This is a genomic window from Pseudonocardia phyllosphaerae (assembly GCF_046546475.1).
GTDB lineage: Bacteria > Actinomycetota > Actinomycetes > Mycobacteriales > Pseudonocardiaceae > Pseudonocardia > Pseudonocardia phyllosphaerae.
Map to the genome: position 1 here is coordinate 109,510 of NZ_JBKGXS010000004.1, position 25,329 is coordinate 134,838.

Annotated in this window: 22 protein-coding genes; 9 read left to right on the top strand and 13 right to left on the bottom strand. The window is 73.4% G+C overall.

Translation table 11 applies throughout. The features are described from left to right. Window positions 1-2: 2 nt before the first annotated feature. On the bottom strand, window positions 3-845 hold the full coding sequence (locus ACLE50_RS10995; protein ID WP_410943359.1) for a DUF3097 domain-containing protein: 843 nt from the start codon (window positions 843-845) through the stop codon (window positions 3-5). 167 nt (window positions 846-1,012) lie between these two features. Between ACLE50_RS10995 and ACLE50_RS11000 the strand changes: the two genes are divergently transcribed. Together ACLE50_RS11000 and ACLE50_RS11005 are read left to right on the top strand one after the other, a co-directional pair. After that, window positions 1,013-1,807, top strand: coding sequence for a hypothetical protein (locus ACLE50_RS11000; protein ID WP_410943360.1), 795 nt, complete (start codon window positions 1,013-1,015; stop codon window positions 1,805-1,807). Window positions 1,808-1,855: 48 nt separating this feature from the next. Next, a complete protein-coding gene (locus tag ACLE50_RS11005; protein WP_410943361.1) occupies window positions 1,856-2,317 on the top strand; it encodes a VOC family protein in 462 nt (153 codons plus the stop codon). Window positions 2,318-2,350: 33 nt separating this feature from the next. Here ACLE50_RS11005 and ACLE50_RS11010 read toward each other — a convergent pair whose 3' ends face one another. After that, window positions 2,351-3,235 (bottom strand): LysR family transcriptional regulator, encoded by an 885-nt coding sequence (locus ACLE50_RS11010; protein ID WP_410943362.1) that lies wholly within the window; start codon window positions 3,233-3,235, stop codon window positions 2,351-2,353. A gap of 70 nt (window positions 3,236-3,305) precedes the next feature. On the opposite strand from ACLE50_RS11010, the gene ACLE50_RS11015 reads away from it, so the two are divergent. After that, a complete protein-coding gene (locus ACLE50_RS11015) occupies window positions 3,306-4,508 on the top strand; it encodes an FAD-binding oxidoreductase (RefSeq protein ID WP_410943363.1) in 1,203 nt (400 codons plus the stop codon). A 250-nt stretch (window positions 4,509-4,758) separates the two neighbouring features. On the opposite strand, the gene ACLE50_RS11020 is transcribed toward ACLE50_RS11015, so the two are convergent. Both ACLE50_RS11020 and ACLE50_RS11025 read right to left on the bottom strand, forming a co-directional pair. Further along, window positions 4,759-5,055 (bottom strand): hypothetical protein, encoded by a 297-nt coding sequence (locus ACLE50_RS11020; protein WP_410943364.1) that lies wholly within the window; start codon window positions 5,053-5,055, stop codon window positions 4,759-4,761. Window positions 5,056-5,178: 123 nt separating this feature from the next. After that, window positions 5,179-6,267: a coiled-coil domain-containing protein gene (locus ACLE50_RS11025; RefSeq protein ID WP_410943365.1), complete on the bottom strand. Its 1,089-nt coding sequence runs from the start codon at window positions 6,265-6,267 to the stop codon at window positions 5,179-5,181. A 281-nt stretch (window positions 6,268-6,548) separates the two neighbouring features. Between ACLE50_RS11025 and ACLE50_RS11030 the strand changes: the two genes are divergently transcribed. From ACLE50_RS11030 to ACLE50_RS11055, 6 genes are all read left to right on the top strand, one after another. Continuing rightward, window positions 6,549-7,781: a type III PLP-dependent enzyme domain-containing protein gene (locus tag ACLE50_RS11030; RefSeq protein ID WP_410943366.1), complete on the top strand. Its 1,233-nt coding sequence runs from the start codon at window positions 6,549-6,551 to the stop codon at window positions 7,779-7,781. A gap of 115 nt (window positions 7,782-7,896) precedes the next feature. Beyond that, window positions 7,897-9,834, top strand: coding sequence for a S9 family peptidase (locus ACLE50_RS11035; protein WP_410943367.1), 1,938 nt, complete (start codon window positions 7,897-7,899; stop codon window positions 9,832-9,834). Window positions 9,835-10,043: 209 nt separating this feature from the next. Further along, complete coding sequence (locus ACLE50_RS11040; RefSeq protein WP_410943368.1) at window positions 10,044-10,631, top strand: DUF485 domain-containing protein; 588 nt, start codon at window positions 10,044-10,046, stop codon at window positions 10,629-10,631. Beyond that, the gene (locus ACLE50_RS11045; RefSeq protein ID WP_410943369.1) at window positions 10,631-12,208 is read left to right on the top strand and encodes a solute symporter family protein; all 1,578 of its coding nucleotides are present in this window, start codon (window positions 10,631-10,633) and stop codon (window positions 12,206-12,208) included. The genes ACLE50_RS11040 and ACLE50_RS11045 overlap by 1 nt, the downstream gene beginning before the upstream one ends. A 213-nt stretch (window positions 12,209-12,421) precedes the next feature. After that, window positions 12,422-13,426 carry an MsnO8 family LLM class oxidoreductase gene (locus ACLE50_RS11050; RefSeq protein ID WP_410943572.1) on the top strand — a complete coding sequence of 335 codons (1,005 nt, stop codon included), beginning with the start codon at window positions 12,422-12,424 and terminating at the stop codon, window positions 13,424-13,426. Between the two features lie 30 nt (window positions 13,427-13,456). Then, window positions 13,457-14,710, top strand: a complete 1,254-nt coding sequence (locus ACLE50_RS11055; protein ID WP_410943370.1) for a tyrosine-type recombinase/integrase — start codon at window positions 13,457-13,459, stop codon at window positions 14,708-14,710. On the opposite strand, the gene ACLE50_RS11060 is transcribed toward ACLE50_RS11055, so the two are convergent. The 9 genes from ACLE50_RS11060 to ACLE50_RS11100 all read right to left on the bottom strand — a co-directional run bounded on the left by ACLE50_RS11060 (window position 14,707) and on the right by ACLE50_RS11100 (window position 25,232). Next, the gene (locus tag ACLE50_RS11060; protein WP_410943371.1) at window positions 14,707-16,308 is read right to left on the bottom strand and encodes an alanine/glycine:cation symporter family protein; all 1,602 of its coding nucleotides are present in this window, start codon (window positions 16,306-16,308) and stop codon (window positions 14,707-14,709) included. The genes ACLE50_RS11055 and ACLE50_RS11060 overlap by 4 nt on opposite strands. Window positions 16,309-16,490: 182 nt before the next feature. After that, complete coding sequence (locus ACLE50_RS11065; RefSeq protein WP_410943372.1) at window positions 16,491-17,540, bottom strand: ferrochelatase; 1,050 nt, start codon at window positions 17,538-17,540, stop codon at window positions 16,491-16,493. Window positions 17,541-17,576: 36 nt separating this feature from the next. Continuing rightward, window positions 17,577-18,353: an enoyl-ACP reductase FabI gene (gene fabI / locus ACLE50_RS11070; RefSeq protein WP_410943373.1), complete on the bottom strand. Its 777-nt coding sequence runs from the start codon at window positions 18,351-18,353 to the stop codon at window positions 17,577-17,579. A gap of 88 nt (window positions 18,354-18,441) precedes the next feature. Next, window positions 18,442-19,152 carry a 3-oxoacyl-ACP reductase FabG gene (fabG, locus tag ACLE50_RS11075; protein WP_410943374.1) on the bottom strand — a complete coding sequence of 237 codons (711 nt, stop codon included), beginning with the start codon at window positions 19,150-19,152 and terminating at the stop codon, window positions 18,442-18,444. A gap of 58 nt (window positions 19,153-19,210) precedes the next feature. After that, complete coding sequence (locus tag ACLE50_RS11080; protein ID WP_410943375.1) at window positions 19,211-20,200, bottom strand: VWA domain-containing protein; 990 nt, start codon at window positions 20,198-20,200, stop codon at window positions 19,211-19,213. Beyond that, a complete protein-coding gene (locus tag ACLE50_RS11085; RefSeq protein WP_410943376.1) occupies window positions 20,197-21,168 on the bottom strand; it encodes a DUF58 domain-containing protein in 972 nt (323 codons plus the stop codon). The genes ACLE50_RS11080 and ACLE50_RS11085 overlap by 4 nt, the downstream gene beginning before the upstream one ends. Next, window positions 21,165-22,280: an AAA family ATPase gene (locus ACLE50_RS11090; protein WP_410943377.1), complete on the bottom strand. Its 1,116-nt coding sequence runs from the start codon at window positions 22,278-22,280 to the stop codon at window positions 21,165-21,167. The genes ACLE50_RS11085 and ACLE50_RS11090 overlap by 4 nt, the downstream gene beginning before the upstream one ends. A gap of 327 nt (window positions 22,281-22,607) precedes the next feature. Next, on the bottom strand, window positions 22,608-23,357 hold the full coding sequence (locus tag ACLE50_RS11095; protein ID WP_410943378.1) for a sulfite exporter TauE/SafE family protein: 750 nt from the start codon (window positions 23,355-23,357) through the stop codon (window positions 22,608-22,610). Window positions 23,358-23,504: 147 nt separating this feature from the next. Then, window positions 23,505-25,232 carry an HNH endonuclease gene (locus ACLE50_RS11100; protein ID WP_410943379.1) on the bottom strand — a complete coding sequence of 576 codons (1,728 nt, stop codon included), beginning with the start codon at window positions 25,230-25,232 and terminating at the stop codon, window positions 23,505-23,507. Window positions 25,233-25,329 lie beyond the last annotated feature (97 nt).

The following is a 25,329-nucleotide window of genomic DNA, read 5'->3' on the forward strand; positions in this document are numbered from 1 at the left end:
GGTCAGGCCTCTTCGGCGGCGGTCACGAAGTCGATCAGGCGCTCCACGGCCCCGATCATGGGGGCCTCGAGGTCGCGGTAGCTGCGCACGGCACCGAGGACGCGCCGGGCGCCGTCGGCGGGTTCGCCCCAGCCGAGCCGGTCGCAGATGCCGGTCTTCCAGTCGGTGCCCTTCGGGATCGCCGGCCACTCCCGGATCCCGACGACCTCCGGCTTCACCGCCTGCCACACGTCGACGTAGGGGTGGCCGGTGACGAGCACGTGGTGCTGGGCCTGCGGCGTCGCGCGGTAGGCCTCGCGGGCCTGGCGGGTCTCCTTGGTGCCGTCGACGAGGTGGTCGACCAGGATCCCGAGGCGGCGGTGCGGGCCGGGCGCGAAGTCGCGCACCGCACCGGCGAGGTCGTCGACACCGTGCAGCGGCTCGACGACGACACCCTCCACCCGCAGGTCGTGGCCCCAGACCCGCTCGACCAGCTCGGCGTCGTGCAGGCCCTCGACCCAGATCCGGCAGGCACGCGCGGTGCGCGCCTTCAGATTCGCGACGTGCACCGACCCGGACGCGGACATGGTCCGGCCCTGCGGCGCGGCCGTCGGCCGGACCAGCGTGGCCGGGGCGCCCTCGTGCAGGAACGCGGCCGGGCGCAGCGGGAACACCCGACGCCTGCCGAACCGGTCCTCCAGGGTCACCTCGGCGGAGGTGACCGTGACGACGGCGCCGCAGAACCCGCTCGCGGGGTCCTCCACGACCAGGCCGGGCTCGGCGGGCACCTCGGGCACCTGCTTGCGCTGCACGGTCCGGGTGCCGGCGGCGTCGAACATGCCCCGGTAGTCGTGGGTGCGGCTCATGTCCCCGAGTATCGGACGGGCGCGGGCTCCGGCCCGGGCACGACACGCACCGTGCCACGCGTCCACCGGATGCACGCGATCGCGGTCACAGCGGGCGCTCGGAGCTCTACGCAGCGTCACCCACGTGCCGCATGTGCCGCGCCTCCACGCTCGTTAGCCTGTCGCTCGTGTCCTGTGCCTCCGCGACCCTGGCCGTGTGGGCCTCGGCCTGGCTGGCCGGGGCCGCGGCTCCCGACGACGTCCTCGACGCACTCGCGCCCTGGTCCGACGCGCACGACGTCGTCGCGGCCGATGACGACGCCGCCGAGCTGACCGCGCTCCCCGCCGCCGGCACCCCGCCCACCTCGACCGCCATGCTGCTGATCACGATCCGCAAGCTCGCCCCGCGCGGACAGGCGCGGCTCGTGCTGCCCGCCCCCGGCGACGTCCGTGGGCTGCCCGGGCCGGGCCGGTTCTCCCGGGAGGCCACCGCCACCGGGGAGGGCGTGTTGTTCGCCGACGCCGGGATCGGCGTCGTGCCCGGGCCGATCGCCGACGGCGTGGTGCGCTGGAGCGTGTACGCGGTGCCCGACCCCGGCCCCACGCCGGAGTACGTGGCGCTCAACGAGGCCGAACGGGACCTGCGCGGGCAGGTGCGGGCAGCTGCGGCGGCGCTGTCGGAGATGGACGTGGCCCGGCACCGGCCGGGCGTGCGCGAGGAGATCGCCGCGTCGCTGCGCCGCCGTCCGCAGGCGCTCTGGCCCGGCGGGATGCCGCCGCAGGCACTCCGGGTGCTGCAGCAGGCCGACGAGGTCGACGCGATCCTGTCCGCAGCCGCGGGCGACGAACCGGGCGGTGCGCTGTCCGCGACGGCCGCGATCGCCCGGTCGGATGCGTTGCGCCCCATCGCCACCGCCGTGCGGGTGGCACGCCGGGCCGCGGTCGCGGAGGCCGTACGGGTGCTGGTGTCGGTTCCCCGCTGACCTCGTTCGCGGACAGTCGCTGTCCGCGAACGGTGCCAGGATCGGCGCATGAGCCGCCAGGTGCAGATCACCGTCGACGCCCACGATCCCCGCGCGCTGTCGCTGTTCTGGCGCGACGCGCTCGGCTACGTCGTCCCTGCTCCGCCCGGGGTCACGCTCGCGCCGGGTACCGACGTGCTGGCCGCGTGGGACGACTTCCTCGACGGGATCGGGGTGCCCGCCGACCGGCGCAACACGTCGTCGGCGGTGGAGGACCCGGACGGCGCCGGGCCGCGGCTGTTCTTCCAGCAGGTGCCCGAGGCGAAGACGACGAAGAACCGGCTGCACCTCGACGTCCGGGCCGCCCCCGGGCTCACCGGAGACGACCGGATGGCCGCGCTGGAGACCGAGTGCGCACGCCTGGTCGCGCTGGGCGCGCGGCGGCTGCGCCGCGACGAGCCGGCGCCGCCGCTGAGCCACGGGTTCATCGTGCTGGCCGACCCGGAGGGCAACGAGTTCTGCCTCGACTGACCCCGCTCGACTGATACCCGCTCGACCCGGCCGCTACGGCGTGAGCCGCGCCTGCAGGGCGCGGGCGGCCGGGCCGGCCGGCCCGCCGGTGCGCCACAGCAGGTACATCCGGGTACGGACCTCCGGGTCCAGGGCGACGGCGACCGGCGGCCGGTCGAGCGCCTGCACCGGTCCGGCGCCGAGCGCCGGGGCCGGGACGACCGCGACGCCGGCGCCCCGGGCGGCGAGGCGCAGCAGCAGGTTCATCGCCCCGGCCTCGAACGCGACCCCCGGGGTGAGACCGCGCGCGGCGCAGGCGTCGTCGAAGGCGGCACGCAGGCCGTGCCCGCGGGGCAGGCAGATCAACGGCCGCCCGGCCAGCGCGGCCAGGGGGACCGCACGGCGCCCGGCCAGCTCGTCGTCCGCGGCGACGGCGGCGACCAGCCTGTCCTCGATCAGGACGACGCCGTCGAGCCCGTCCGGCGGGGTCCGCGGGAAGCCGGCGACGACCAGGTCGAGCCGCCCGGCCCGCAGGTCGTCGGCGAGGTCGTCGGCGGTGCCCTCGCGCAGCTCGACGGTGACCCCGGGGTGTGCGGCGGCGAACTCCCCCACCTGGTCGGCGACCACCGTCTCCGGCAGCGAGGACGCCATCCCGACCGCGACGCGGCCGCGCAGGAGCCCGCGCAGCCCCGCGACGGCGTCACGGGCGCCTTCGACGGCGGCGAGGGCGGCGCGGGCGTGTGGCAGGACCGCGCGTCCGGCCTCGGTGAGCTCGACGGCTCGGGGACCACGGACCAGCAGCGTCTCCCCCAGCTCGCGTTCGAGCTGTCGAAGCTGGGAGCTGACCCCGGGCTGGGCGACGTGCAGCTCGTGGGCCGCCGCGGTGATCGTCCCGGTGTCGGCGACGGCGACGAGGTAGCGCAGGTGCCGCAGTTCCATAACTCGTGATTCTAGTGCGAAGACGAACCAGCTCTTGGACTTCTCGCTCCGACGCCGCGACGCTCGGAACATGACTTCCTCACTCGCCACTTCCTCACCCGCCGTCCGCAGCTTCCAGACCGGCCTCCACCACCGTCCCGGCACCGTCGTCGTACCGGGCACGACCGACGAGGTTGCGCGGACACTCGCCGGGGCCGCCCGCAGCGGCGCCCCGGTGACCGTGCACGCCACCGGACACGGACTCACCGATCCCGCCGACGGCGGGATCCTGCTGGTCACGACCGGTATGAACGAGATCGTCGTCGACCCGGAGGCGGGGACCGCCCGGATCGGGGCCGGGGCGACCTGGGCCGACGTCGTCGCCGCGACCGCACCGCACGGCCTGCGGCCACCGAACGGGAGTGCGCCGTCGGTCGGCGTCGCGGGCTACCTGTTCGGTGGCGGGCTGGGCCTCACCGCGCGGTCCGACGGCTGGGCCGCCGATCACGTCCGCGCGTTCGAACTGGTCACCGCCGACGGCATCGTCCGCACCGTCGACGCGGCGACGGACCCCGGCGAGTTCGCCCGCCTGCGCGGCACCGGCCCGTCCGGCGGCGCCGTGGTCACCACGGTGACGCTGGGTCTGCTGCCGGCCGGGCCGCTGACCGGCGGCGGGCTGGTCCGGGTGCTCGGGCCCGCCGACGGGCCCGGCGATGCCGGGCCGCTGCACGCCTGGCACGCGTGGACCCGCAGTCTGCCTGACGACATCACCTCCGGGCTCTCGCTGGTGCCCTACCCGGACCTGCCGTTCCTGCCCGGGCACCTGCGGGGGCGACGGGTGCTGCGGATCGCGGCCGTGGTCACCGGGGACGAGGAGCGCGCCCGCGAGCTGCTGGCACCGCTGCGGGCCGCGATCGACTTCGACGAGGACGCCGTGGCCGCGCTGGATCCGGCCGACTCGGCCCGGGTGTACGCCGAGCCGGACGTCCCGCACGCCTACGTCGGCGACGACCACCTCGTCGCAGATCTGGACCCCGCCGGCCTGGACGCGGTCGCCCGGCGAAGCGGGCCCATGGTGGTCACCGGGATCCGGCACCTGGGCGGCGCCGCAGGCCGGGCGCCCGCGGTCCCCGACACGGTGCGGGGCCGCGACGCGTCGTACCTGGTGAACGCGCTCGCCCCGTTCGACGGCGACCCGTCCGAGGCGCGCGCCGGTGTCCGCGGGGTGCTCGACGGGTTCGCCTCGCGGAGCCTCGGGACGCAGGCGGCGTTCCGGTTCGGGCTGGTCGGCTGAGGGGTCGATCGCTGCTGTCGGAGCAGCACCCGCAGGCGGGGACATCGCCGCCATGTACCTCACCTACTGAGGCATCTCCCGGCTGAGCGACCCGTCGAGTCCGGTCCCCGTCACGATCATGACGAAATGGATCAACAGCAGTGACCCCGACGCCGGCACCCGGCGCACGTCGGCCGGATTCGGCATGCGTGTGACGTGCGGGACCGGATCCGAAACCACGTCGAGCCCCGGTCTGGGCACGAGGAGCAGCTCAGGCGCGCTTGATGCGCTCCAGGATCTCAGCGAGGAGCGCCTGAGTCTGTTCGTTCGAGTGTTCCAGCACGTCGAACCGGGCATCGGTGCGCTGCTCCAGCGCATCGAGCCGGGCGATCTGCGTCCCGAACTGAGCGTTCGTGCTGTCCGTGAGCTGGTCGATCTTGGTGTCGAGGTCGCCGACCTTGGCGTCCACGCCATCGACCTTGCCCTCGATGCGCGCGGAGATCTCGTACAGGGCATCGACGTCGGCGCCCTGCTGACGCAACCGGCGTTCCGCCTCGGGGGACGACATGAGGTTCAGGCTACGACACCGGCCGTCGGCCTGAGGTCGAACGGGCGAGGAGGTTCCAGGGCGCGACCGGTCCGAGTCGGAAACCCGTGACACGACCCGTACGCCTCCGATACCGGACCTCGATCACGTACCTCCGACGCGCACCGCGGACAGCAACGCAGCCAGATCGTCGGGGTGCAGCCGCGCTGCCGCATCCGTCGCGCCACCGGCGCCCCGCAGCTCCGCCAGCTCGGCCCGCGCCGCGTCCCGTTCCCGGCGCAGCCTCTCCTCGTGGTTCCGCAGGTCCTCGTGCGCCGCCCGCAGTTCGACCGCCTCGGTCCGGGCCGCGTCCCGTGCCTCCCGCAGCTCGTCGGCGTCGGCGCGGGCGACCTCGAGCCGGTCGCGCAGGTCCGCGGTGTCGGACCGTGCCGCGTCCAGCCGTCGCCGTAGGTCGGTGACCTCGGCGCGGGCGGTGTCGCGTTCGGTCTCGCGTTCCGCGGATCGCTCCTGCGCCGCATCCCGCTCCCGTTCCAGTCCCGTGGCCCGCTCGCGTGCGGCGTCCCGCTCGTAGGCCACCTGCTGGGACTCCCGCTGCGCGTCCTCCCGGTCCCGCGCCGCCTGCTCGCGGGTGGCCGCCGCGTCCTGACGCGCCGTGTCGGCGTCGGCGACGGCGCGGTCCCGGGCGGCGACGGCGTCCTCGGCCTGCTGCCGGGCCGCGCCGAGCGCCTCGGTCGCCTCCAGTGCGGCGACGGCGGACTCCTCGGCACGGGTGACGGCCTCGGCGCGTTCACGACGCGCGTCGGCCGCGGCCGTCTCGGCCTCGCGGGTGCGGCGCAGGGCGTCGTCGCGGGCGGCCTGGGCGGCCTGGCGGGCCTGGTCGCTCTCCGCGGCCCGGGTGCGGGCCTGCTCGGTCGCGGTGACGGCCTCGGCCTGGACCTCGTCGAGACGGCGCTGCACGACCTCCAGTGCCGCGGCCAGCTCCCCGACCGGACCGGTGACGGCCGTGACCTGCTCGCGCAGCCGGTCGGCGTCGAGGGCGAACGCGCCGGCGCCGCCGTCGAGCCCGAGCGCCCCGAGTGCCTCACGTTCGGCGCGGGCCATCTGCGCGCACGTCCGCCCGCCCTCCCAGCGCGTGTCCTTGCAGAACGAGCGCGGTCGCCCGCCCTGCGGGCCCGGTGGCGGGAGCTCGGCGCGGCAGCGGCTGTATCCGCAGCGTACGACGGTGTCGGTCACGCCGATCATGGTATCAGTTCCGCCGTTTCATACTTGATTACCAGTATTGGGTTCTGAAACCGGGTCTCTGCACCAACGGAACCATCGTTTCGTAGGTGCACGTAGGCGCAGGCCACCGGAAAGCTGGGAAGGCGGCGTCGCCGCTCGCTGGAGCGCAGAAGCCGCGCATCACAGAATCCGCATGCGTCGCCCCGCCCGGCGCGACACGATCACCCCGTGCCCACCTACGTCCGACCCACCGACTTCCAGCCCCTGCGCGAGCTGCCCGACGGCTGGGCTGCATGGCCGACCCGATGACCCCGCGCCGGATCACGCTGCAGGACAAGTCCTTCCCCGCCTCGGCGGTCGGCCGTGACATCACCGGCCTGCGCCTGCCCCTGGCGGAGTTCTCGACGCCGCTGTTCGTCATCGACGGCCCGGCGCTGGCTCACAACCTGGCCACGTTCGCGGCGTGGACGGCGCGGCGCGGCCTGGAACTGATGCCGCACGGCAAGACGACGATGGCGCCGGTGCTGTGGCGACGTCAGCTCGACGCGGGCGCCACCGGCATCACGGTCGCGACCGGCTGGCAGGCCGACGTCGCCCTGCGCGCCGGGGTGCCGACCGTGCAGCTGGCGAACATGTGCACCGACCCGCGCCTGCTGCGCCGGCTCGCCGCGCACCTGGTCGAGCACCCCGAGCAGGAGCTGGTCTGCTGGGCGGACTCGGTCGCCGTCGTCGACCGGATGGAGCAGGCACTACCCGGCGACGCACGGCTCGGGGTGCTCGTCGAGCTCGGCGCCGAGGGCGCCCGGGGTGGCGCCCGCACCGAACACGACGCCGTGGCCGTCGCCGAACGCGTCGCGGCCTCCCCCGTGCTGGCGCTGCACGGCGTCGCCGGCTACGAGGGCCCCCTGGCCCACGACCGTTCCCCGGACGCCGTGGGCGCGGTCCGCGCCTGGTGCGACCGCCTCGCCGCTCTCGTCGAGCGGGTCCGGCCGCTGGTCGGCGGGACGCCGTGGATCAGCGCGGGCGGCAGCGCGTTCTTCGAGATCGTCGCCGAGAGCCTGGCGCAGGTCCCGGACGTGCGCGCGATCCTGCGGTCCGGCGCGTACCTCGTGCACGACAGCGGCTTCTACTCGAGCGTCTCCCCGCTCGACGGATCCCGGCTCGCCCCCGGCGAGGAGCCGCTGCGCCCGGCGATGTTCACCCTCGCCCGGGTCGTGTCCCAGCCGGAGCCGGGCCTGGCGCTGCTCGACGCGGGCAAGCGCGATGTCCCGTTCGACGAGGGACTGCCGGTGCCGCTCACCGTCGCCGACGACCTGGGCGGCGCCGAGCGCCCGATCACGGCCGAGATCACCGCGCTGAACGACCAGCATGCGTACCTGCGCTGGGCCGGACCGGCGCCGGTCGCCGTCGGTGACGTCGTGCGCCTCGGGCTCTCGCATCCCTGCACGGCGTTCGACAAGTGGCGCCTGGTTCCGGTCGTCGACGCCGACGGCGCGGTCACCGAGGCGGTCGAGACGTTCTTCTGACCCAGCACGTGTGACCGGTGCCACTCCGTTGTCGGCTTGAGTGTGCCGCGACGTCCGGGTGTCTCGTCGGTGACACCGCAGGACAGGCGGCGCACCCACGACACAGGAGACACCGATGACCACCGCACCCCAGGACACCCGCCCCGACCTGATCCCGGTCGAGACGTTCTTCGCCGACCCCGACGTCTCCAGCGCCTCGATCTCCCCGGACGGCACCCGCCTCGCCTACATCGCCCCCGCTCCGGGCGGCGGACGGCGCAACGTCTGGGTCCGCGGGATCGACGAGACCCACGACGACGCCGTCCAGGTCACCCACGACACCCGCCGCGGAGTCTCCCGGTACCACTGGACCGACGACCCCCGCTGGCTGCTCTACCTGCAGGACACCGACGGCAACGAGGACTGGCACGTGCACCGCGTCGACCTCGACGCTCCCGGCGAGCCCGCCGTCGATCTCACTCCGATGGAGCGCGGGTCGCGGGTGTTCGGCATCGAGCGGCTGCCCGCCCGTCCCGGCACGGTGCTGGTCACCATGAACCCGGACCCGATGTCGCTGGACGTGTACCGGCTCGACATCGCCACCGGCGAGCTCACCCCGCATCTCGAGCAGACCGAGCCGACGGCGACGACGCTGTTCGACCGGGCCGGGACGCCCGCGTTCCAGAGCGTCTACACCGACGACGGCGCGATCGAGTTCTCCGCGATCGACTCCGGCAGTGGTGAACGCCGCCTGCTGCGCCGGGTCAGCGGTGCCGAGTACCCGGTCGGCGTCTACCCGCAGCTCCTCACCGCCGACGGCGCCGGCCTGCTGGTCGGCACCTATCCCGACGACCCGGCCGACGGCGACGACCTCCGCCTGGTCCGGATCGACCACGCCACCGGCGCCGAGACCGTCGTCGCCGCCGTCGACGGGCACAGCCTGGACACCGTCGGGATGCTGGCTCCGGGCGTGCTGCCGCCGCCCGTGCTCACCGACCAGGCCGGGAACCCGCTGGCGGCCAGGTTCGTCGCCGACCGCCCGCACGTCGAGGTGATCGACCCCGGCTTCGCCCCTGTGTACGAGCGCCTCGCCACCCTCTCCGACGGCGTGCTGGGTACCCTGAGCTGCGACGACGCCGGACGCCGCTGGGTCGCGACCTTCACCCACGACCGGGACCCGGGCGTCACCTGGCTCTACGACCACGAGACCGGCGAGGCCCGCGAGCTGTTCCGGCCCTACCCCGACCGCGACCCCGCCGACATGGCGCCGATGACCCCGGTGTCCTTCCCGGCCCGCGACGGGCTGCCGCTGCACGCCTTCCTGACCCTGCCGGTCGGGGTCGAGCCGCGGAACCTGCCACTGGTGCTGGTCGTGCACGGCGGCCCGTGGGCGCATGACGTCTGGGGGTACTGCCCGGACGCGCAGTTCCTCGCCAACCGCGGCCACGCCGTCCTGCAGGTGAACTTCCGCGGTTCCACCGGCTACGGCCGCCGGCACGTCACCGCCGCGATCGGTGAGCTCGCCGGTGCCATGCACGACGACCTGCTCGACGCCGTCGACTGGGCGGTCGCGCAGGGCTACGCCGACCCGGACCGCGTCGGGATCTTCGGCGGCTCCTACGGCGGCTACGCCGCGCTGGTGGGCGTGACGGTCACCCCGGACCGGTTCGCCGCGGCCGTCGACTACTGCGGCATCTCCGACCTGGCGAACTTCCTGCGCACCCTGCCGCCGTTCACCCGGCCTTACAACGCCGGTGGCTGGTTCAGCTACGCAGGCGACCCGGAGATCCCGGAGCAGGAGGCCGACATGCTCGCCCGCTCGCCGATCACGATGAGCGACCGGATCCGCACCCCGCTGCTCGTCGCGCAGGGCGCCAACGACGTCCGGGTGGTGCAGGCCGAGTCGGACAACATCGTCGCCTCGCTGCGCGAGCGCGGGGTGCCGGTGGAGTACCTCGTCGCCGACGACGAGGGGCACGGTTTCGCCAACCCGGAGAACCAGGTGCGCCTCTACCGCGCCGTCGAGCGGCACTTCGCCACCCATCTCGGCGGCCGTTCCTCCGAACGGGCCTGACCGCTGCCCCGCAGGGGAGACATTCCGGACGAGACACCCTCGGAAACCGCCGCCCGGACGGGGTCGGATGCATCGCTGTGCAGCGGAGTTGCTACCGTCCGAAGCCGTCGACCTGCACGCCGCGCGGCTCCCCGCGCCCCGTGTGAGCCGCTCCCGCACACGCTCGACACGAGCGCGAGGACCGATCAGCGACACCGAGGTGCAAACACATGACCGGAGACGACGCCGAGGCTCGGGACGTTCTCCCGAGGCGGCCCCGCCGGGCCGAGGGCGGGTCGTCCATGTTCACCCCGGCCGGCACGACCTGGGGCGACGACGAGACCCGTCCGATCAGCGACACGCCGTTCGCCGGACGGCGGGCGCTGCGCTCACCGGGCGGGGCCGTCGGCGCTCACCGGGCCGCCGGGGAGGCCGCACCCGCGCCGGGGATGATCACTCACGGTGACGAGTACACGGACACCGTGAACGCCGTCTTCGACGACCCGCGCTTCCGCGAGCTGCGGTCGCGGGTGCGCCGGTTCGCCTTCGTCGGCACCGCGGTGTTCCTCGGCTGGTACGGCGTGTTCGTCGTCCTCGCCGCGTTCTTCCCCGACGTCATGGGCACGCCGGTCTTCGACTCGATCAACGTCGGGATGCTGCTGGGCATCGCCCAGTTCGTCTCGACCCTGCTGATCGTCTGGGCCTACAACCGGTTCAGCACCGCCGAGGTCGACCCGCGCGTCGAGGAGCTGCGCGAGGCGCACGCCGCGCGGCCCGCCGAGCCCGCCCCGGTGCACGACGACATGTGGAGCGTCTGATGAACAGCAGCGTCGGGAACCCGATCGTCAACCTGGTCGTCTTCGGCGTCTTCGTCGCACTCACGCTCGGCCTGGTCTACCGGGTCAGCCACCGCAACCACACCCCCGACGACTACTACGCCGCGGGCGGCGGCTTCTCGGGCGCCCAGAACGGCGTCGCGATGTCCGGCGACTTCCTCTCCGCGGCGTCGTTCCTCGGCATCTCGGGCGCGATCGCGGTCTACGGCTTCGACGGCTTCGTCTACTCGGTGTCCTGGGTGGTGGCCTGGCTGGTCGCGCTGCTGCTCGTCGGCGAGGGCATGCGCAACACCGGCCGCTTCACCATGGGCGACGTCATGGCCTACCGGCTGCGCCAGACCCCGGTCCGCGCCGCCGCGGCCACGTCGACGCTGATGATCTCGCTGGTCTACATGATCGCGCAGATGGCCGGTGCCGGTTCCGTCGTCGCGCTGCTGCTCGGGGTGCGCTCCGCGGGCGGCGAGTCGCTGGTGATCATCGCGGTCGGCGTCGTGATGATGCTGTACGTGCTGCTCGGGGGCATGCGCGGCACCACATGGGTGCAGATCATCAAGGCGATCGCGCTGCTCGCGTCGGTCGCCCTGCTCGCGATCTTCGTACTCGGCCGGTTCGGGCTGAGCCTGGCCGGGCTGCTCGACCATGCCGTCGATCAGAGCCCGCACGGTGCCTCGATCCTGGAACCGGGCCGCTGGTACCGCGGTCCCACCGCCCGCCTGGACTTCCTGTCCCTGGGCCTGGCGCTGGTGCTGGGCATCTCCAGCCTCCCGCACGTGCTCATGCGCTTCTTCACCGTGCCGAACGCGCAGGAGGCCCGCCGCTCGGTGACCTGGTGCTCGTGGCTGATGGTCGGTTTCTACCTGTGCATCCTGGTCGTCGGCTTCGGCGCCGCCGCGGTACTCGGGCCCGAGGAGATCCTCGGTGCCCCCGGTGGCGCCAACGCCGCCGCGCCGCTGCTGGCCTACCGGGTCGGCGGGACGGCTGCGCTGGGCGTCGTCTCGGCCGTCGCGTTCGCGACGATCCTGGCCGTCGTCGCCGGTCTGACGCTGACGGCGTCGGCGTCATTCGCGCACGACGTGTACGCCAACATCATCCGCCGCGGCCACGCCGAGCCGAAGCAGGAGATCAAGGTCGCCCGCGGCACCGCGATGGGCATCGGCGCGCTGGCGATCGCCGGTGGTGTGGTCGCCCGTGACCTCAACGTCGCGTTCCTTGTGTCGCTGGCGCTGGCCATCGCCGCCTCGGCGAACCTGCCGACGATCGTGCTGGCGCTGTTCTGGCGGCGCTTCTCCACCCAGGGCGCGCTGTGGAGCATCTACACCGGCCTGGGGTCCTGCGTCGTGCTGATCGCGTCGTCGACGACGGTCACCGGCGCACCGGACGCGCTCTTCCCCGGCGTCGACATCGCGTGGTTCCCGCTGACGAACCCGGCGATCGTCACGGTCCCGCTGTCGTTCGCGGCCGCGATCGCCGGCACGCTGCTGGACAAGACGCCGGTCGACCCGGTGAAGACCAAGGAGATGGAGGTGCGGGCGCTGACCGGCATCGGCCCCCGCCTCTGACCATCCCGCGAGGCTCTCGCGAACCCGGAAATCCCAGCGCACACCCGGTCGGCCGTGCCCGCGCACGGCCGACCGCAGGATTGACCCGCCGACCCCGGCCGCCCTAGATTCGACGGCCCGGCCCACCGGCGTTCGCGACATCCCGCCAGACGCGGAGCCCCGGGCGCACCGCCCCACGAGGGAGCCACCCTGTCCGCGATCCCGCTGTCGTGCCTGGACCTGTGCCCCGTCGGTCCCGGGGGGACGGCCGCCGACGTCGTCGCGGACAGCGTCACCATGGCCCGGCACGCGGAGTCGCTCGGGCTGCTGCGCTACTGGGTCGCCGAGCACCACCTGACCCCGGGGCTGGGCTCGACCAGCCCGATGCTGCTGCTCGCCCACCTCGCCGGGCGCACCGGCCGGATCCGGCTCGGGGTCGCCGCCACGCTCGTGTCCTACCACCCGCCGCTGCGCCTCGCCGAGGACGCGATGCTGCTGTCCGCGGCCTGCGGCGGACGCGCCGACCTCGGCCTGGGCCGGACGGTCGCCGCCCGGGCTCCCGGGACCGCCACCGGCGACGAGGACCGCCCGCAGGTCGAGGCGGCGCTGCTCGAACGCGGCCTGGGCAGCTACAGCGGCCGCTGCGACCAGCTGCTGCGGCTGCTGGCCGGCAAGGAACCGGGAATCGACGGCGGCCCGGTGCAGCTGCTCGACGGTGTCCCGCCGCAGATCTGGATACACGCGGGCGGGGCCGGGGAGAGCGCGACCTACGCCGCGCGGCACGGCCTGCCGCTGGGCCTGGCCTACTTCGCCCGCCCGACGAGCGTGCTCGAGGCCGTCGACGAGTACCGGGAGCAGTTCGTACCCGGCGTCCGGGACCGGCCGCACGTCGCCGTCGCGGTCTCCGCGCTGGCCGCCCCCACCGCGGCCGAGGCCGACGACCTCGCCGCAGGCTACGACGTCTGGCTGCGCGGCCTGGTCCTCGACCGCGGACCGGCGTACTACCCGTCCGCCGACGAGCGCGCCGCGCTGCCGCAGCTGACCGCGGACGAGCTGCTCCGGCTGGAGGACCGGCTCCGTACCCGGGTGGTGGGCGAGCCGGAGGCGGTCGCGGAACGGCTCGCCGCCGTCGTCGAGGCGCTCGAGGCGGACGAGCTGGTGATCGAGACGATGACACCCGCCCTGGCCGACCGGATGCGGTCGTTCGAGCTGCTCGCCCGGGCGTGGTCACGGCTCTGACCCGTTGCCGGTCTCCTACGATCGGCGGTGATGTCCGGTCCCTCGTCGGCGCGCGCCGTGCTCGCCTCCCTCCCCCGCCCCGACGACGTCGTGCTGCCCGGCCCGGCCGGCGACAGTGCTGACGGCGCCGGCGGGGCCGGCGGGGCCGCGGTCGACTGGCCCGGTGTCGACGACCCGGACGCGCTGCGGGCGCTGGTCGCCCGCTGGCTGGCCGGCTACGGCGGCGCGCAGACCCGCCGCACCTACGCCTACGCCCTCGGGCTGCCCCCGCAGTGGGCCGACGCCGTCACCGGCACCCCGCCGCCCGCCCGCGACCGGCCCCGCACCGCGCCGCCACCGGCCCGGCGCGGGCGGCTGCACCGGCTCGCGTACTTCCGCTGGTGCGCCACGCACGCCCTCGACCCTCGGGCCGCGACCGGCACGCACGTCACGACCTGGCTGCACGCCCTCGACGCCGCCGGAGCCGGCAAGCGCACCCGGGCCCGGATGCTGTCGACGGTGTCGGCGTTCTACGCCCACCTCGTCGAGACCGGGGTCATCGCCGGGAACCCCGCCGCACTGCACCGCGGCCGCCTCGGCCTGACCGGCACGTCGCGGGACCCGTCGCCGACGGTGCGGCTCACCGCCGCCCAGGTCCGGGCCCTGTGGGACGCGGCGGCCACGCTGCCGAACCGGACGGCGGCACGCGAACTCTACGCGCGGCGTGCGGTCGCGTTCGTCGCGCTGCTCACCCTGGGGCTGCGGATCTCCGAGGTCACCGGGCTGGACCGTGACGACCTCGTCGTCACCGGCGGGGAGCAGGTGCTGCGGGTGCGCGGCAAGGGCGGCACGGTGCGCGAGGTGTTCCCCGGCGACGCCGTCACCGGGGCTCTGGGTGCCTACCTCGCGGTCCGCGACGGCAGCACCGCCGAGACCGTCCCCGCGCGGCGCGGGCAGGCCCCGTCGGGCCCGATGCTCGCCACCCGCTCCGGCGGCCGGTGCTCGCGCCAGGACCTCTACGCGCTGCTGCGCCGGATCGCCGGGCACGCGGGCCCCGAGCTCGACGACGTCGCCGACCGGGTGCACCCGCACGCCCTGCGACACGCCTACGTCACCCTCGCCCTCGAGGCGGGCGCACCGATCCAGCACGTGCAGGCCGACGTCGGGCACGCGTCGATCGCCACCACCCGGCACTACGACCGGTCGCTGCGCACCCGCACGTCCAGCGCGGCGGACCTGGTGACCGGCCTGGTCACCGGGCCCGCCGCCGCACCGGACGCCACTGATCCCGGGCAGGCCGGCTAGCGGTCGACCCGCTCGTGCGGCTCGACCTCGGTGATCTCCCCGCTGCGCAGCTTCTCCCGGAACGCCCGCATCTCCCGCTTCACCACCGGCGCCAGCAGGTAGAGGCCGAGGATGTTGAAGATCGCGAGCAGGAACAGCACGGCGTCGGCGAAGTCCAGCACGCTGCCCAGGCTCAGGACCGACCCGACGACCACGAAGAAGCAGAACACCGCCTGGTAGACCCGCTCGGCGAGCACGCTCTTGCCGAACAGGTAGGTCCACGCCTTCTGGCCGTAGTAGCCCCAGGTGATCATCGTGGAGATCGCGAAGAGCGAGACCGCCAGCGCCAGCACGATCGGGAACCACGGCAGCACGGTCGCGAACGCGTCCGAGGTGACGACGACGCCGTCGGCCTGGTCGTCCCCGCCGGTGGCGAACGCGGCCTCCCGGGCCTCGTACCAGAACGGGGTACCGGCGATGACGATCGTCAGCGCGGTCATCGTGCAGATGATCACGGTGTCGACGAACGGCTCCAGCAGCGCGACGTAGCCCTCGGTCACCGGGTTCTTCGTCCGGACCGCGGAGTGCGCGATCGGGGCCGAGCCGAGACCGGCCTCGTTGGAGAACGCGGCCCGCTGGAAGCCGACGACCAGCGCACCCAGCGCACCACCGACGACACCCTCGGCCGAGAACGCCCCGGCCAGGATCATCCCGATCGCGCTCGGGACCTGCGCGATGTTCACCGCGATCACGATCAGGCACGCCACGACGTAGATCAGGCCCATCGCCGGGACGAGCCTGCTGGTGACCCGGCCGACCGACTTCACCCCGCCGAAGATCACCGCACCGACGATCGCCGCCAGGACCAGGCCGAAGATCAGGTGCGCGCCCGCGCCGCCGAGCAGGCCCTCCTCGCCGCCGGTCACGTTCTCCAGCTGGGCCAGGGTCTGGTTGGCCTGGAACATGTTCCCGCCGGCCACGCCGAAGAACAGCAGCATCACCGCCGCGCCGACCGCGAGTACGGTGCCCAGGCCGCGCCCGAACGCGTTCGGGAAGCGCTCGGCGACGCCCTTGCGCAGGTAGTGCATCGGCCCGCCGGAGACGGTGCCGTCGGCATGGACCTCCCGGTAGCGCACGCCGAGGGTGCACTCGACGAACTTCGTGCACATGCCGAGCAGGCCGGCCACGATCATCCAGAAGGTGGCGCCCGGACCGCCGATGGTGACCGCGACGCCGACACCGGCGATGTTGCCGAGCCCGACCGTGCCGGACAGCGCCGAGGTCAGCGCCTGGAAGTGGCTGATCTCGCCGGGCTCGTCGCGCCGGGTGTACTTCCCGGTGACGATCCGCAGGGCCAGTGCGAACGCCCGGAACTGCACGAACCCGAAGTAGATCGTGAAGATCACCCCGGCGAGGACCAGCCACGCCACGATCCACGGAAAGCTCACTCCGAACAGCGAGATCTCGTAGAAGACCACGTCGGACAGGCCCGACGCCAGCGGGTCGAAGACGGCGTCGATGGCGTTCTCGATGCTGCCGAGAAGCCCGGGTTGCGGGGCCTGGGCGAGAGCGTCGGCGGGCGTGGTCGTGGCCGCACCCGGATCCGTGACGGGAGACATACCGGACATACGACCGGATACCAGACGTGAGGGCAATCACTGCCCCATACGGTTACCAAACCGTCAAATTCGGGCCCAACCGGTTCGGCCGAACAGCGGTGTACGGGTCCGTCACCCGGACGCCGACCCCGGCGTCGGAGTTCGGCGCCGGGGATCAGCCCCGGAGGATCAGCCCCGGGGGATCAGCGCTGTCCGGTCGCCGGCCTGCGCTGCGGCACGCAGCAGTCCACCGCGCACGGGGCGCCGTCCCGGGTGCAGCCGGCCGACGGGATCGTCGACAGCCGCGGCTCGGGTGCGCCGTCGGTGTGCTCGGCCATCAGCTCGACGACCATGTCGGCGAACCGCGGGTCCGGCCCGGCCGTCGCGGCGCGGGCGAAGCCCATGCCCAGCTCCTCGCACCGCTCGGCGGCCTCGTTGTCCAGGTCCCACACGACCTCGACGTGGTCGGAGACGAACCCGACCGGCGAGACGACGACCGCGGGAACGCCCTTGGCGTGCAGGTCGTCGATGTGGCCGACGATGTCGGGCTCCAGCCACGGGATCTGCGGCGGGCCGGAGCGGGACTGCCACACGACGTCGAAGTCGTCGATGCCCAGCTCGGCCGCGACCAGCGCGGACGCCTCCTGCACCTGGCGGGAGTAGCGGTGCCCGCCCTCGGCCGGAACGCCTGCGGCGGCGTCGGCGGAGTTCGGGATGGAGTGCGCGGTGAACACCAGTCGCGCCACGTCCTGCTGCTCGGCGGGCAGCGTCGCGAACGCGCGGCGCACCGCGTCGGCGTTGGCGCGCACGAACTGCGGGTGGTCGAAGAAGTGCCGCAGCTTCACCAGGTGCGGCGCCCGCTCCCCCACGGCGGCGCGGGCCCGCTCGATGTCCTCGTCGTACTGGCGGCAGGCGGAGTAGCCGCCGTAGGCGCTGGTGGCGAACACCAGGGCGTTGCGGACGCCGTCGTCGGCCATCTGCCGCACGGTGTCCTCGGCGAACGGGTACCAGTTGCGGTTGCCGAAGTAGACCGGCAGCGCGGTGCGTGCCCCGATCGCCTCGATCAGCTCACGGTTGCGGGCGTTGATCGGCGAGACGCCGCCGAAGTGCTGGTAGTGCACCTCGACGGCGTCGAGACGCTCGGGCGGGACCCCGCGGCCACGGGTCACGTTCTCCAGGAACGGTCGGACCTCGTCGGGGGCCTCGGGACCGCCGAAGCTCAGCAGCAGAAGGGCGTCGTACGTGGTGGGCACCCCTCGATTACACACCCACCGGGCCCATGCGGCCCGTCACACCCCGACGGCGTGCACCCCGCCGTCGGCCATGATCATCGAGCCGGTGGTCGCGGGCATCCACTCCGACAGCGCCACGCAGACGGTCTTCGCCACCGGCACCGGGTCGCCCATGTCCCAGCCCAGCGGGGCCCGCTGGCTCCAGACGTCCTCGAACGCGGCGAAGCCGGGGATGGACTTGGCGGCCATCGTCTTCACCGGTCCGGCGGCGACGAGGTTGACCCGGATGCCGTCCGGGCCGAGGTCGCGGGCCAGGTAGCGGGTGACCGACTCCAGTGCGGACTTGGCGACGCCCATCCAGTCGTAGGCGGGCCAGGCCTGGCGGTTGTCGAAGTCCATCCCGACGACCGACGAGCCCGGGCCGAGCAGCGGCTTGCACGCCATGGCCAGCGACTTCAGCGAGTACGCCGACACCTCGATGGCGGTGGCGACGTCGGACCACTCGGCCTTGAGGAACGCGCCGTCGCCCAGCGCACCGGCCGGGGCGAACCCGATGGAGTGCAGGACACCGTCGAGCCGCGGCTCGTCCCCGAGGTGCTCGGCGACGCGGTCGGCGAGCGAGTCGAGCTGTTCCTGGTTCTGCACGTCCAGCTCGACGACCGGTGCGGGCTTCGGCAGGCGCTGCGCGATCCGCTCGACCAGGCGGAGCCGGCCGAAGCCGGTGAGCACGACCTCCGCGCCCTGCTCCTGAGCGATCTTGGCGGCGTGGAAGGCCAGCGAGGCGTCGGTGATCACACCGGTGATCAGCAGCCGCTTGCCGTCGAGCAGTCCCATGACGTCCTTTCGAGGGTGGTGGTGCGAGAGTCCGGGTGAGCGTGTCGCTCGGTGCGTGAGTGACTCGGTGGGTCGGTGACCGACCGGCTCAGTGGCCCATGCCGAGGCCGCCGTCGACGGGAACGATCGCCCCGGTGACGTAGCCGGCGCCCGGGGAGGCGAGGAAGGCGACCACGGACGCGATGTCGTCGGGGTCGGCGTAGCGGGCCAGCGGGATGGTCCCGAGGATCTCCTCGCGCCGCTTGTCCGACAGCGCCCGCGTCATGTCGGTGTCGACGAAGCCGGGGGCGACGACGTTCGCGGTGATGCCGCGGCTGCCGAGCTCGCGGGCGACGGAGCGGGCGAGGCCGACCAGCCCGGACTTCGAGGCGGCGTAGTTGACCTGCCCGGCCGAACCGGTGAGGCCGACGACCGACGACACGAAGATCATCCGGCCGCCCTTGGCCTTCAGCATCCCGCGCGAGGCGCGCTTGGCGACCCGGTAGGCGGCGGTGAGGTTGGCGTCGACGACCTTGGTGAAGGAGTCCTCGTCCATCCGCATGAGCAGTCCGTCGTCGGTGATCCCGGCGTTGGACACCAGCACCTCGACAGGGCCGTGCGCGGCCTCGACCTCGGTGAAGGCGGCGTCGACCGACTCGGCGTCGGTGACGTCGCAGTGCACCGGCAGCAGGCCGTCGGGCAGACCGTCCTTTCCGGAGCGGTAGGTCACCGCCACCTGATCACCCTCGGCGGCGAACGCGTTCGCGATCGCCAGTCCGATGCCGCGGTTTCCTCCGGTCACGAGCACGCTGCGTCCCACGAGGGCAGAACCTAACGCACTACCCGCCGGTTACGCCGACGCCGACCCGGGACGTGGGTCACGGCACGCGTCTGCCGAGCAGGATCCCGGCGATCAGCCCGGCCACGAGCAGCAGGAACCCGGCGATCATCCAGGGTCTGCTCGCGTCGACCTCGCGTTCCTCGTAGCCGAGTTCCTCGGACAGGTCGGAGTAGACCGCACGCAGCTCGGACTCCGACGCGGCGGTGAAGAAGCGGCCGCCGGAGAGCTGGGCGATCCGCTGCATCGAGGCGTCGTCGACGGCGACGGGCGTGCGGCCGCCGTCGAGGTCGATGGTGCCGTAGGTGGTGCCGAAGGAGATCGTGGAGACCGGGACGCCGCGCTTGGCGGCCTCCTGGGCGGCGGTGAACGAGCCGCGCGGCTCCGTCTCCCCCTCCGGCCCCGGAACGGTCTGGGTGCCGTCGGAGAGCAGCACGATCCGGGCGGGCGGCGGCTGCCCGGACTGGTCGGGGCCCCCGGACAGGGTGCGGGAGAACGAGTCGATCGACTGCATGGCGGTGAAGATCGCCTCACCGGTGGCGGTGGACTCTGCGAGCTGCAGGCCGTCGACCCCGGACTTCACCGCATTGCGGTCGGTGGTCGGCGAGACCAGTACCGCCGCGGTCCCGGCGAACGACACCAGCCCCAGGTTGACCCCGGGGGTGAGCTGGTCGGCGAACTGCTTGGCCGCGGCCTGCGCTGCGGCGAGCCGGGTGGGTGCGACGTCGGTGGCCTTCATCGACAGCGACACGTCGATCACCAGCAGCACCGTGGCCCGGTTGCGCGGGACCTTGGCCATCGCCTGCGGCCCGGCTAGGGCGACGGTGAGCAGCGCCAGCGCGGTCAGCAGCGCGATGACGGGCACGTGCCGCCACCGCCCGGGCCGCTTCGGCATGACGGTCTCGAGGAGCTCGAGGTTGGTGAACCGGAGGACGTCGCTGCGGCGCCGGCGCAGCAGCCAGACGTAGCCGACGGCCAGTGCGGCGACGACGACGAGCGCCAGCAGCCACCAGGGGCTGACGAAGTTCACGCCGGCCTCCCGGGGGTGGCGCCGGTCCCGGAGTGCTTGCGCGCGACCGCGAACCGCACGATGTCGGCGACCCAGTCGCGGTCGGTGCGCAGGGTCAGCTGTGCGGCTCCGCAGCGGCGCAGCGCGGCGGCGACCCGGTCGCGGTGCTCGGAGGCAGCCGCGGCGAACTCGCGGCGCAGCAGCGGCGTCGTCTCGACCTCGCGTCGCCGGCCGGTCTCGGGGTCGGCGAGTACGACGGACCCGACGTCGGGCAGCTCCAGCTCGCGCGGGTCGACGATCTCGATCGCGAGCAGGTCGTGTCGGGCGGTCAGGGCGCGCAGCGACCGCTCCCAGACGGGCTCGCCGAGGAAGTCGGAGATCACCGCGACCAGGCCGCGGCGGCGCGGCGGGCGGCGCAGCTCGTCCAGTGCCGCGACGAGGTCCCCGCGGACGCCCTCCGGTGCCGGCGGCATGGTCGCGACGCGGCGGACCATGCCGCGCGCGTGCGCGAGGCCGCCACGGGCGGGCAGCCGCAGCGTCTGCGCCCCGGTGGCGACGACGGCACCGATCCGGTTCCCGCCTCCGGCGGTCAGCTGGGCGACGGCGGTGAGCCCGGCCAGGGCCAGGTGCCGCTTGTCGGTGTCGGCGGTGCCGAAGTCGAGGCTGCGGGACAGGTCGACGACGGCCCAGGTCTCCAGCTCGCGGTCGGCGACGGTCTCGCGGACGTGCGGGGCGGTGGTGCGGGCGGTGACCGACCAGTCCATCCGGCGGACGTCGTCACCGGGCTGGTAGGCGCGCGCCTCCCCCGGCTCGGTCCCCGGGCCGGGCAGCAGGCCGAGGTGGTTGCCCTGCAACAGGCCGTCGAGCCGGCGGCGGACGGTCAGCTCCAGGGTGCGCAGCGACGCCTCGAGCTTGGTGAGGTCGGCGGTGGCCCTGCCCGATCCCTGCTCACCGGTGGGCCGGTCGCCCGGCCCGGTGCCGGCCGTCACGCCTGGCCACCTGCCGGGGCACCGGGCCCGCCAGGACCTGCGGCGTACGGCGCCGGGCCGCCGGGCTGCGGCGCAGACCCGTTGCCCGGACGGGCGCTGACCTGCGGCAACGGCACGGTCTGCAGCACCCGGGACACGATGTGGTCGACCGGGACCTGGTCGGCGACGGCGTCGTAGGACAGCACGAGGCGGTGCCGCAGCACGTCCGGGGCGACCTCCAGGACGTCCTGGGGCAGCACATAGTCGCGGCCGCGGACCAGGGCGAGTGCGCGTGCGGCGGCGACGATCCCGAGCGAGGCGCGCGGTGAGGCGCCGTAGGCGATCCAGGACGCGACGTCGCCGAGGCCGTGCTCGGCCGGGGTCCGGGTGGCGACGACGAGGCGCACGACGTAGTCGACCAGAGCGTGGTGCACGAACACGTCCGCCGCGGTGCGCTGGAACGCGACCAGCTCCTGGGGCGTGAGCACCTGGGCGGGCTCCGGCGGGACGGACCCCATCCGGTAGATGATCTCCCGCTCCTCCTCGACACCCGGGTACTCGATCAGCAGCTTGAACAGGAAGCGGTCGCGCTGCGCCTCGGGCAGCGGGTAGACGCCCTCGTTCTCGATCGGGTTCTGGGTGGCGAGCACCAGGAACGGGTCTGGCATCGGGTGGTCCTGCCCGCCGAGCGACAGCTTCCGCTCGGCCATGACCTCCAGCATCGCCGACTGCACCTTCGCGGGGGCACGGTTGATCTCGTCGGCCAGCACGAAGTTGGCGACGACCGGGCCCAGCTCGACGTCGAACTCCTCGCGGCCCTGCCGGTAGATCCGGGTGCCGAGGATGTCGGCGGGCACCAGGTCGGGGGTGAACTGCAGCCGGGAGAAGCTGCCGCCGACGACCCGGGCGAAGGTCTCCACGGCCAGGGTCTTCGCGACGCCGGGGACGCCCTCCAGTAGCAGGTGGCCGCGGGCCAGCAGCCCGACGAGCATCCGCTCGACGAGCCGGTCCTGGCCGACGATCACGCGCTTCACCTCGAGGACGGCGCGCTCCAGGCGCTCGGCGTCCCGGGCGGGAGTGGACTGGCCGGACGGCTCGGGCGTTCCCGCGGCAGACGTGCTCACGGTGCCCATACCACCCGGTGGCCCGTGTGACCGAGGTGAAAACGCCACGGCCGGGTGGGGTCGGAGCGGCTCGTCGGTCCAGCGGCTCGTCGGTCTGGCGTAACCGGCGCCGCGAGGGTCAGCCGGCCGGGCCGCTCCCCCGGCCGGCTGGGCCGCTCCCCCGGCCGGCGCCGCTGCGAGGTCGTGGCCGGGGTTGGTCGTCGCTGTTTGGTTGACGATTTGCTGGCGTCAATGTTTCATTGACATTGAAGAGACGGGGTGGGCGACTGTCGGCCGCTGATCGATCGCGCCTGAGACCAGATCCGGGCGTGGATCCTCTCGGGGCCACAGGGCGGCTCAGGTGACGAGCAGGTACACGATCGCGGCGACACCGATGACGACGATCGCGACACGCAGGGCCAGGGGCGAGAGGCGTCGTCCGACGGAGGCGCCGAGCACTCCCCCGACGATCGAGCTCACCGCGAGGATCCCGACGACCGGCCAGCTGACGGGCGCGATGAACGCGTAGATGACGCCGGCGACGAGGTTGACGACGGCGGACAGGACGTTCTTGAAGCCGTTGAGGGTCTGCAGCGGGTCGGCCAGCAGCAGGCCCATGACGCCGACCAGCATGATCCCCTGGGCGGCGGTGAAGTAGCCGCCGTAGATCCCGATGAGGAAGATCAGGAAGTAGAGCAGCGGCCCTGGGGTCCGCTGCGCCGACCGTTCCCTGAGCCGCCGGTTCAGCAGGGGTTGGAGTGCCACGAGCAGCACCGACAGTCCGACCAGGACGGGCACGATGGTGGCGAACGCGTTCGGCGGCAGCGACAGCAGCAGGACGGTGCCGCAGATCGCCCCGAGGAACGAGGCGACGGAGTAGCGGACGAGCCGCGCGCCGTGTCCCTGCAGCTCCTTGCGGTAGCCGACGGCACCGGTGATCGTGCCGCTGATGAGCCCGATCGCGTTCGACGTCGTCGCCGTCACCGGCGGGTAGCCGAGCGCCACGAGGACGGGGAACGTCACGAGCGTGCCGGAGCCGACCACCGTGTTGATCAGGCCGGCCCAGAGCCCGGCCACGGCGATGATCAGGATCTCCCACCACTGCACCGGGCGACCCTACGTACGTTTCGCACCGAGACGCAGTGCTTGATCGGTTCCCATGACCCAGCTCTCCCGCCGTGTGCCAGTCTCGGAACCAGACAGACTCGGGACCCGACTCGGAACCGGCTCCGGAACCGGCCCCGGAACCCGGTCTCAGAACGGGGCCGGGGTGTCGTCCTCGCCGTCGCGCGGTTCCGGGATCGCGGCCTCTGGTTCGCCGGTGAGGCGCGTGATCCTGGTTCGCCGGCTGGACGCCTCGCGGTCGGGGTCGAGCACCCGCCGCTCCGCGACGCCCTCGGTCACCACGGTGTCCTCGGTGAAGACGCGGTAGTCCTTCGGGTACGTCGTCGACTGATACCCGTCGGGGCTGATCCAGGTCAGCCCACCGTCGGGGCGCACCAGTGCGTGCCAGCCGGTGACGTCCTTGAGCTTGTGATGGCGCTGGCACAACCCGAACAGGTTGTCGTCGACGGTATGGCCGTCCTTGCCCCAGTCCAGGTGGTGATCGAGATCGCGGATGCGGCGTTCGCAGTCCGGACCACGGCACGTGCCGTCACGGCCGTGGACGTGGTCGTGCAGATTCGCCGGAGGCCGGTAGGTGTTGCGTCCGTAGTCGAGCAACTGCCCGGTGACCGGGTCGGTGACCAGGCGTTTCCAGTCACCACCGGCGGCCAGGGCACGGGCGGTGGCCGCGGAGATCGGACCGTGGCCGGTGATCTCCCCGGGCCGGCTACCGCCGAGCAGGGTGTCGAGCCCGACCACGACCTGGATCAACGGCTTACGACCGATCGTGGCGTTCGGATCGGGCTTGTGGGCCAGGACCTCGGCGACGGCAGTGGCGATGACCTCGGCGTCCACACCGGTCGGCTCGTCGATCGCTGCGCCGGTCGCTGCGGTGGTCTCCGTGCCGGTTGTTGCCTCGGTGGTCTGCGCGGTGCCGAACCCGGTGTCGCTGCCGGGTATCCCGTTGGATGCGCCCGCAGCCCCTGCGAGGCGCGGCGCCGGCGCTACACCGCTACCGGTGCTCGTCGTGGTGCCGACTCCAGGGCGACTGTTGACCACAGTGCTCACCGCGGACATCACCGAGGTCAGGTCGGTGATCGTCACCGTGCCCTGCAACAACTCATGCGCCAGATCGCAGCGGCGCTGCGCCAACGTCCGCGGATCCTCGGTGCCCAGCGAGCGGGCGAGCCGGTCCAGGGAGTTCCAGGACGCCTCGGTCTGCGCCGCCGAGCCGGACAGCCACAGTGATCCCATGCCGTTGTCGCTGCGGCTGATCGACACCTCGCGGTCGTCGAACGCCCGCTGATGACGCTTGGACGCACCCTCGGGGTCGGCCCGGTGGATCGCGGTCCGCAACCGCGCCCGCAACCGGGTCTGGGTGATCGTCGAAGCGCCGGGCAGGATCGCAGCCTGCACCGCGCGGGCGGCGTCGTCGTCGAGGACCTGGGTGGACTCGGCGATCGCTTCGGCGGCACGTTCCCCGATCCGGCCCGCCTCCCACTCGGCGAGAGTCTCGGGAAGCACCCGATACAAGCGTTCGGCCATGCCGAGCTCGCCGCGGGCCTGGTCCTCGGTCAGACGGGTGGCGATCGCCACCTGCGACGGTAGCCAGCGGGCCACCGGCACCGCAGTCTTCCCGGTGGCATCGGGGACGGGTGCAGTGCTGCCCGGTGGGTGTCGTTCGACCAGGGCGCCGAGCAGGCGGGTGCGGACCGCGCCGGCCCAGCGTTCCAGCTGCACCGCAGCCTCGACGGTCTTCAGGAGTTCGCGGTCGGACAGCTCGCCGGGTGCGGCGGCGGTGGCCTCGCACAACGCGGCGAGGGTCCCGCCGGGCAGCATGTGCCCGGCGAGTGCCTCTTCGACCGTTGTGTCGACCACGTGTTCGATTCTACCGGAGTATGCAGTCAGTTCTCCAGTAACAGTTGCCGTCATTGGGCGCAAGGAGTCGACCGTTGGTCGGCGCACAACACGTGTT

Bases quoted from the DNA above. Each gene is read 5' to 3' on its own strand.
- ACLE50_RS10995 (WP_410943359.1), bottom strand. From the start codon at position 845: ATGAGCCGCACCCACGACTACCGGGGCATGTTCGACGCCGCCGGCACC.
- ACLE50_RS11005 (WP_410943361.1), top strand. From the start codon at position 1,856: ATGAGCCGCCAGGTGCAGATCACCGTCGACGCCCACGATCCCCGCGCG.
- ACLE50_RS11010 (WP_410943362.1), bottom strand. From the start codon at position 3,235: ATGGAACTGCGGCACCTGCGCTACCTCGTCGCCGTCGCCGACACCGGG.
- ACLE50_RS11015 (WP_410943363.1), top strand. From the start codon at position 3,306: ATGACTTCCTCACTCGCCACTTCCTCACCCGCCGTCCGCAGCTTCCAG.
- ACLE50_RS11020 (WP_410943364.1), bottom strand. From the start codon at position 5,055: ATGTCGTCCCCCGAGGCGGAACGCCGGTTGCGTCAGCAGGGCGCCGAC.
- ACLE50_RS11030 (WP_410943366.1), top strand. From the start codon at position 6,549: ATGGCCGACCCGATGACCCCGCGCCGGATCACGCTGCAGGACAAGTCC.
- ACLE50_RS11035 (WP_410943367.1), top strand. From the start codon at position 7,897: ATGACCACCGCACCCCAGGACACCCGCCCCGACCTGATCCCGGTCGAG.
- ACLE50_RS11040 (WP_410943368.1), top strand. From the start codon at position 10,044: ATGACCGGAGACGACGCCGAGGCTCGGGACGTTCTCCCGAGGCGGCCC.
- ACLE50_RS11045 (WP_410943369.1), top strand. From the start codon at position 10,631: ATGAACAGCAGCGTCGGGAACCCGATCGTCAACCTGGTCGTCTTCGGC.
- ACLE50_RS11055 (WP_410943370.1), top strand. From the start codon at position 13,457: ATGTCCGGTCCCTCGTCGGCGCGCGCCGTGCTCGCCTCCCTCCCCCGC.
- ACLE50_RS11060 (WP_410943371.1), bottom strand. From the start codon at position 16,308: ATGTCTCCCGTCACGGATCCGGGTGCGGCCACGACCACGCCCGCCGAC.
- fabI (WP_410943373.1), bottom strand. From the start codon at position 18,353: ATGGGACTGCTCGACGGCAAGCGGCTGCTGATCACCGGTGTGATCACC.
- ACLE50_RS11090 (WP_410943377.1), bottom strand. From the start codon at position 22,280: ATGGGCACCGTGAGCACGTCTGCCGCGGGAACGCCCGAGCCGTCCGGC.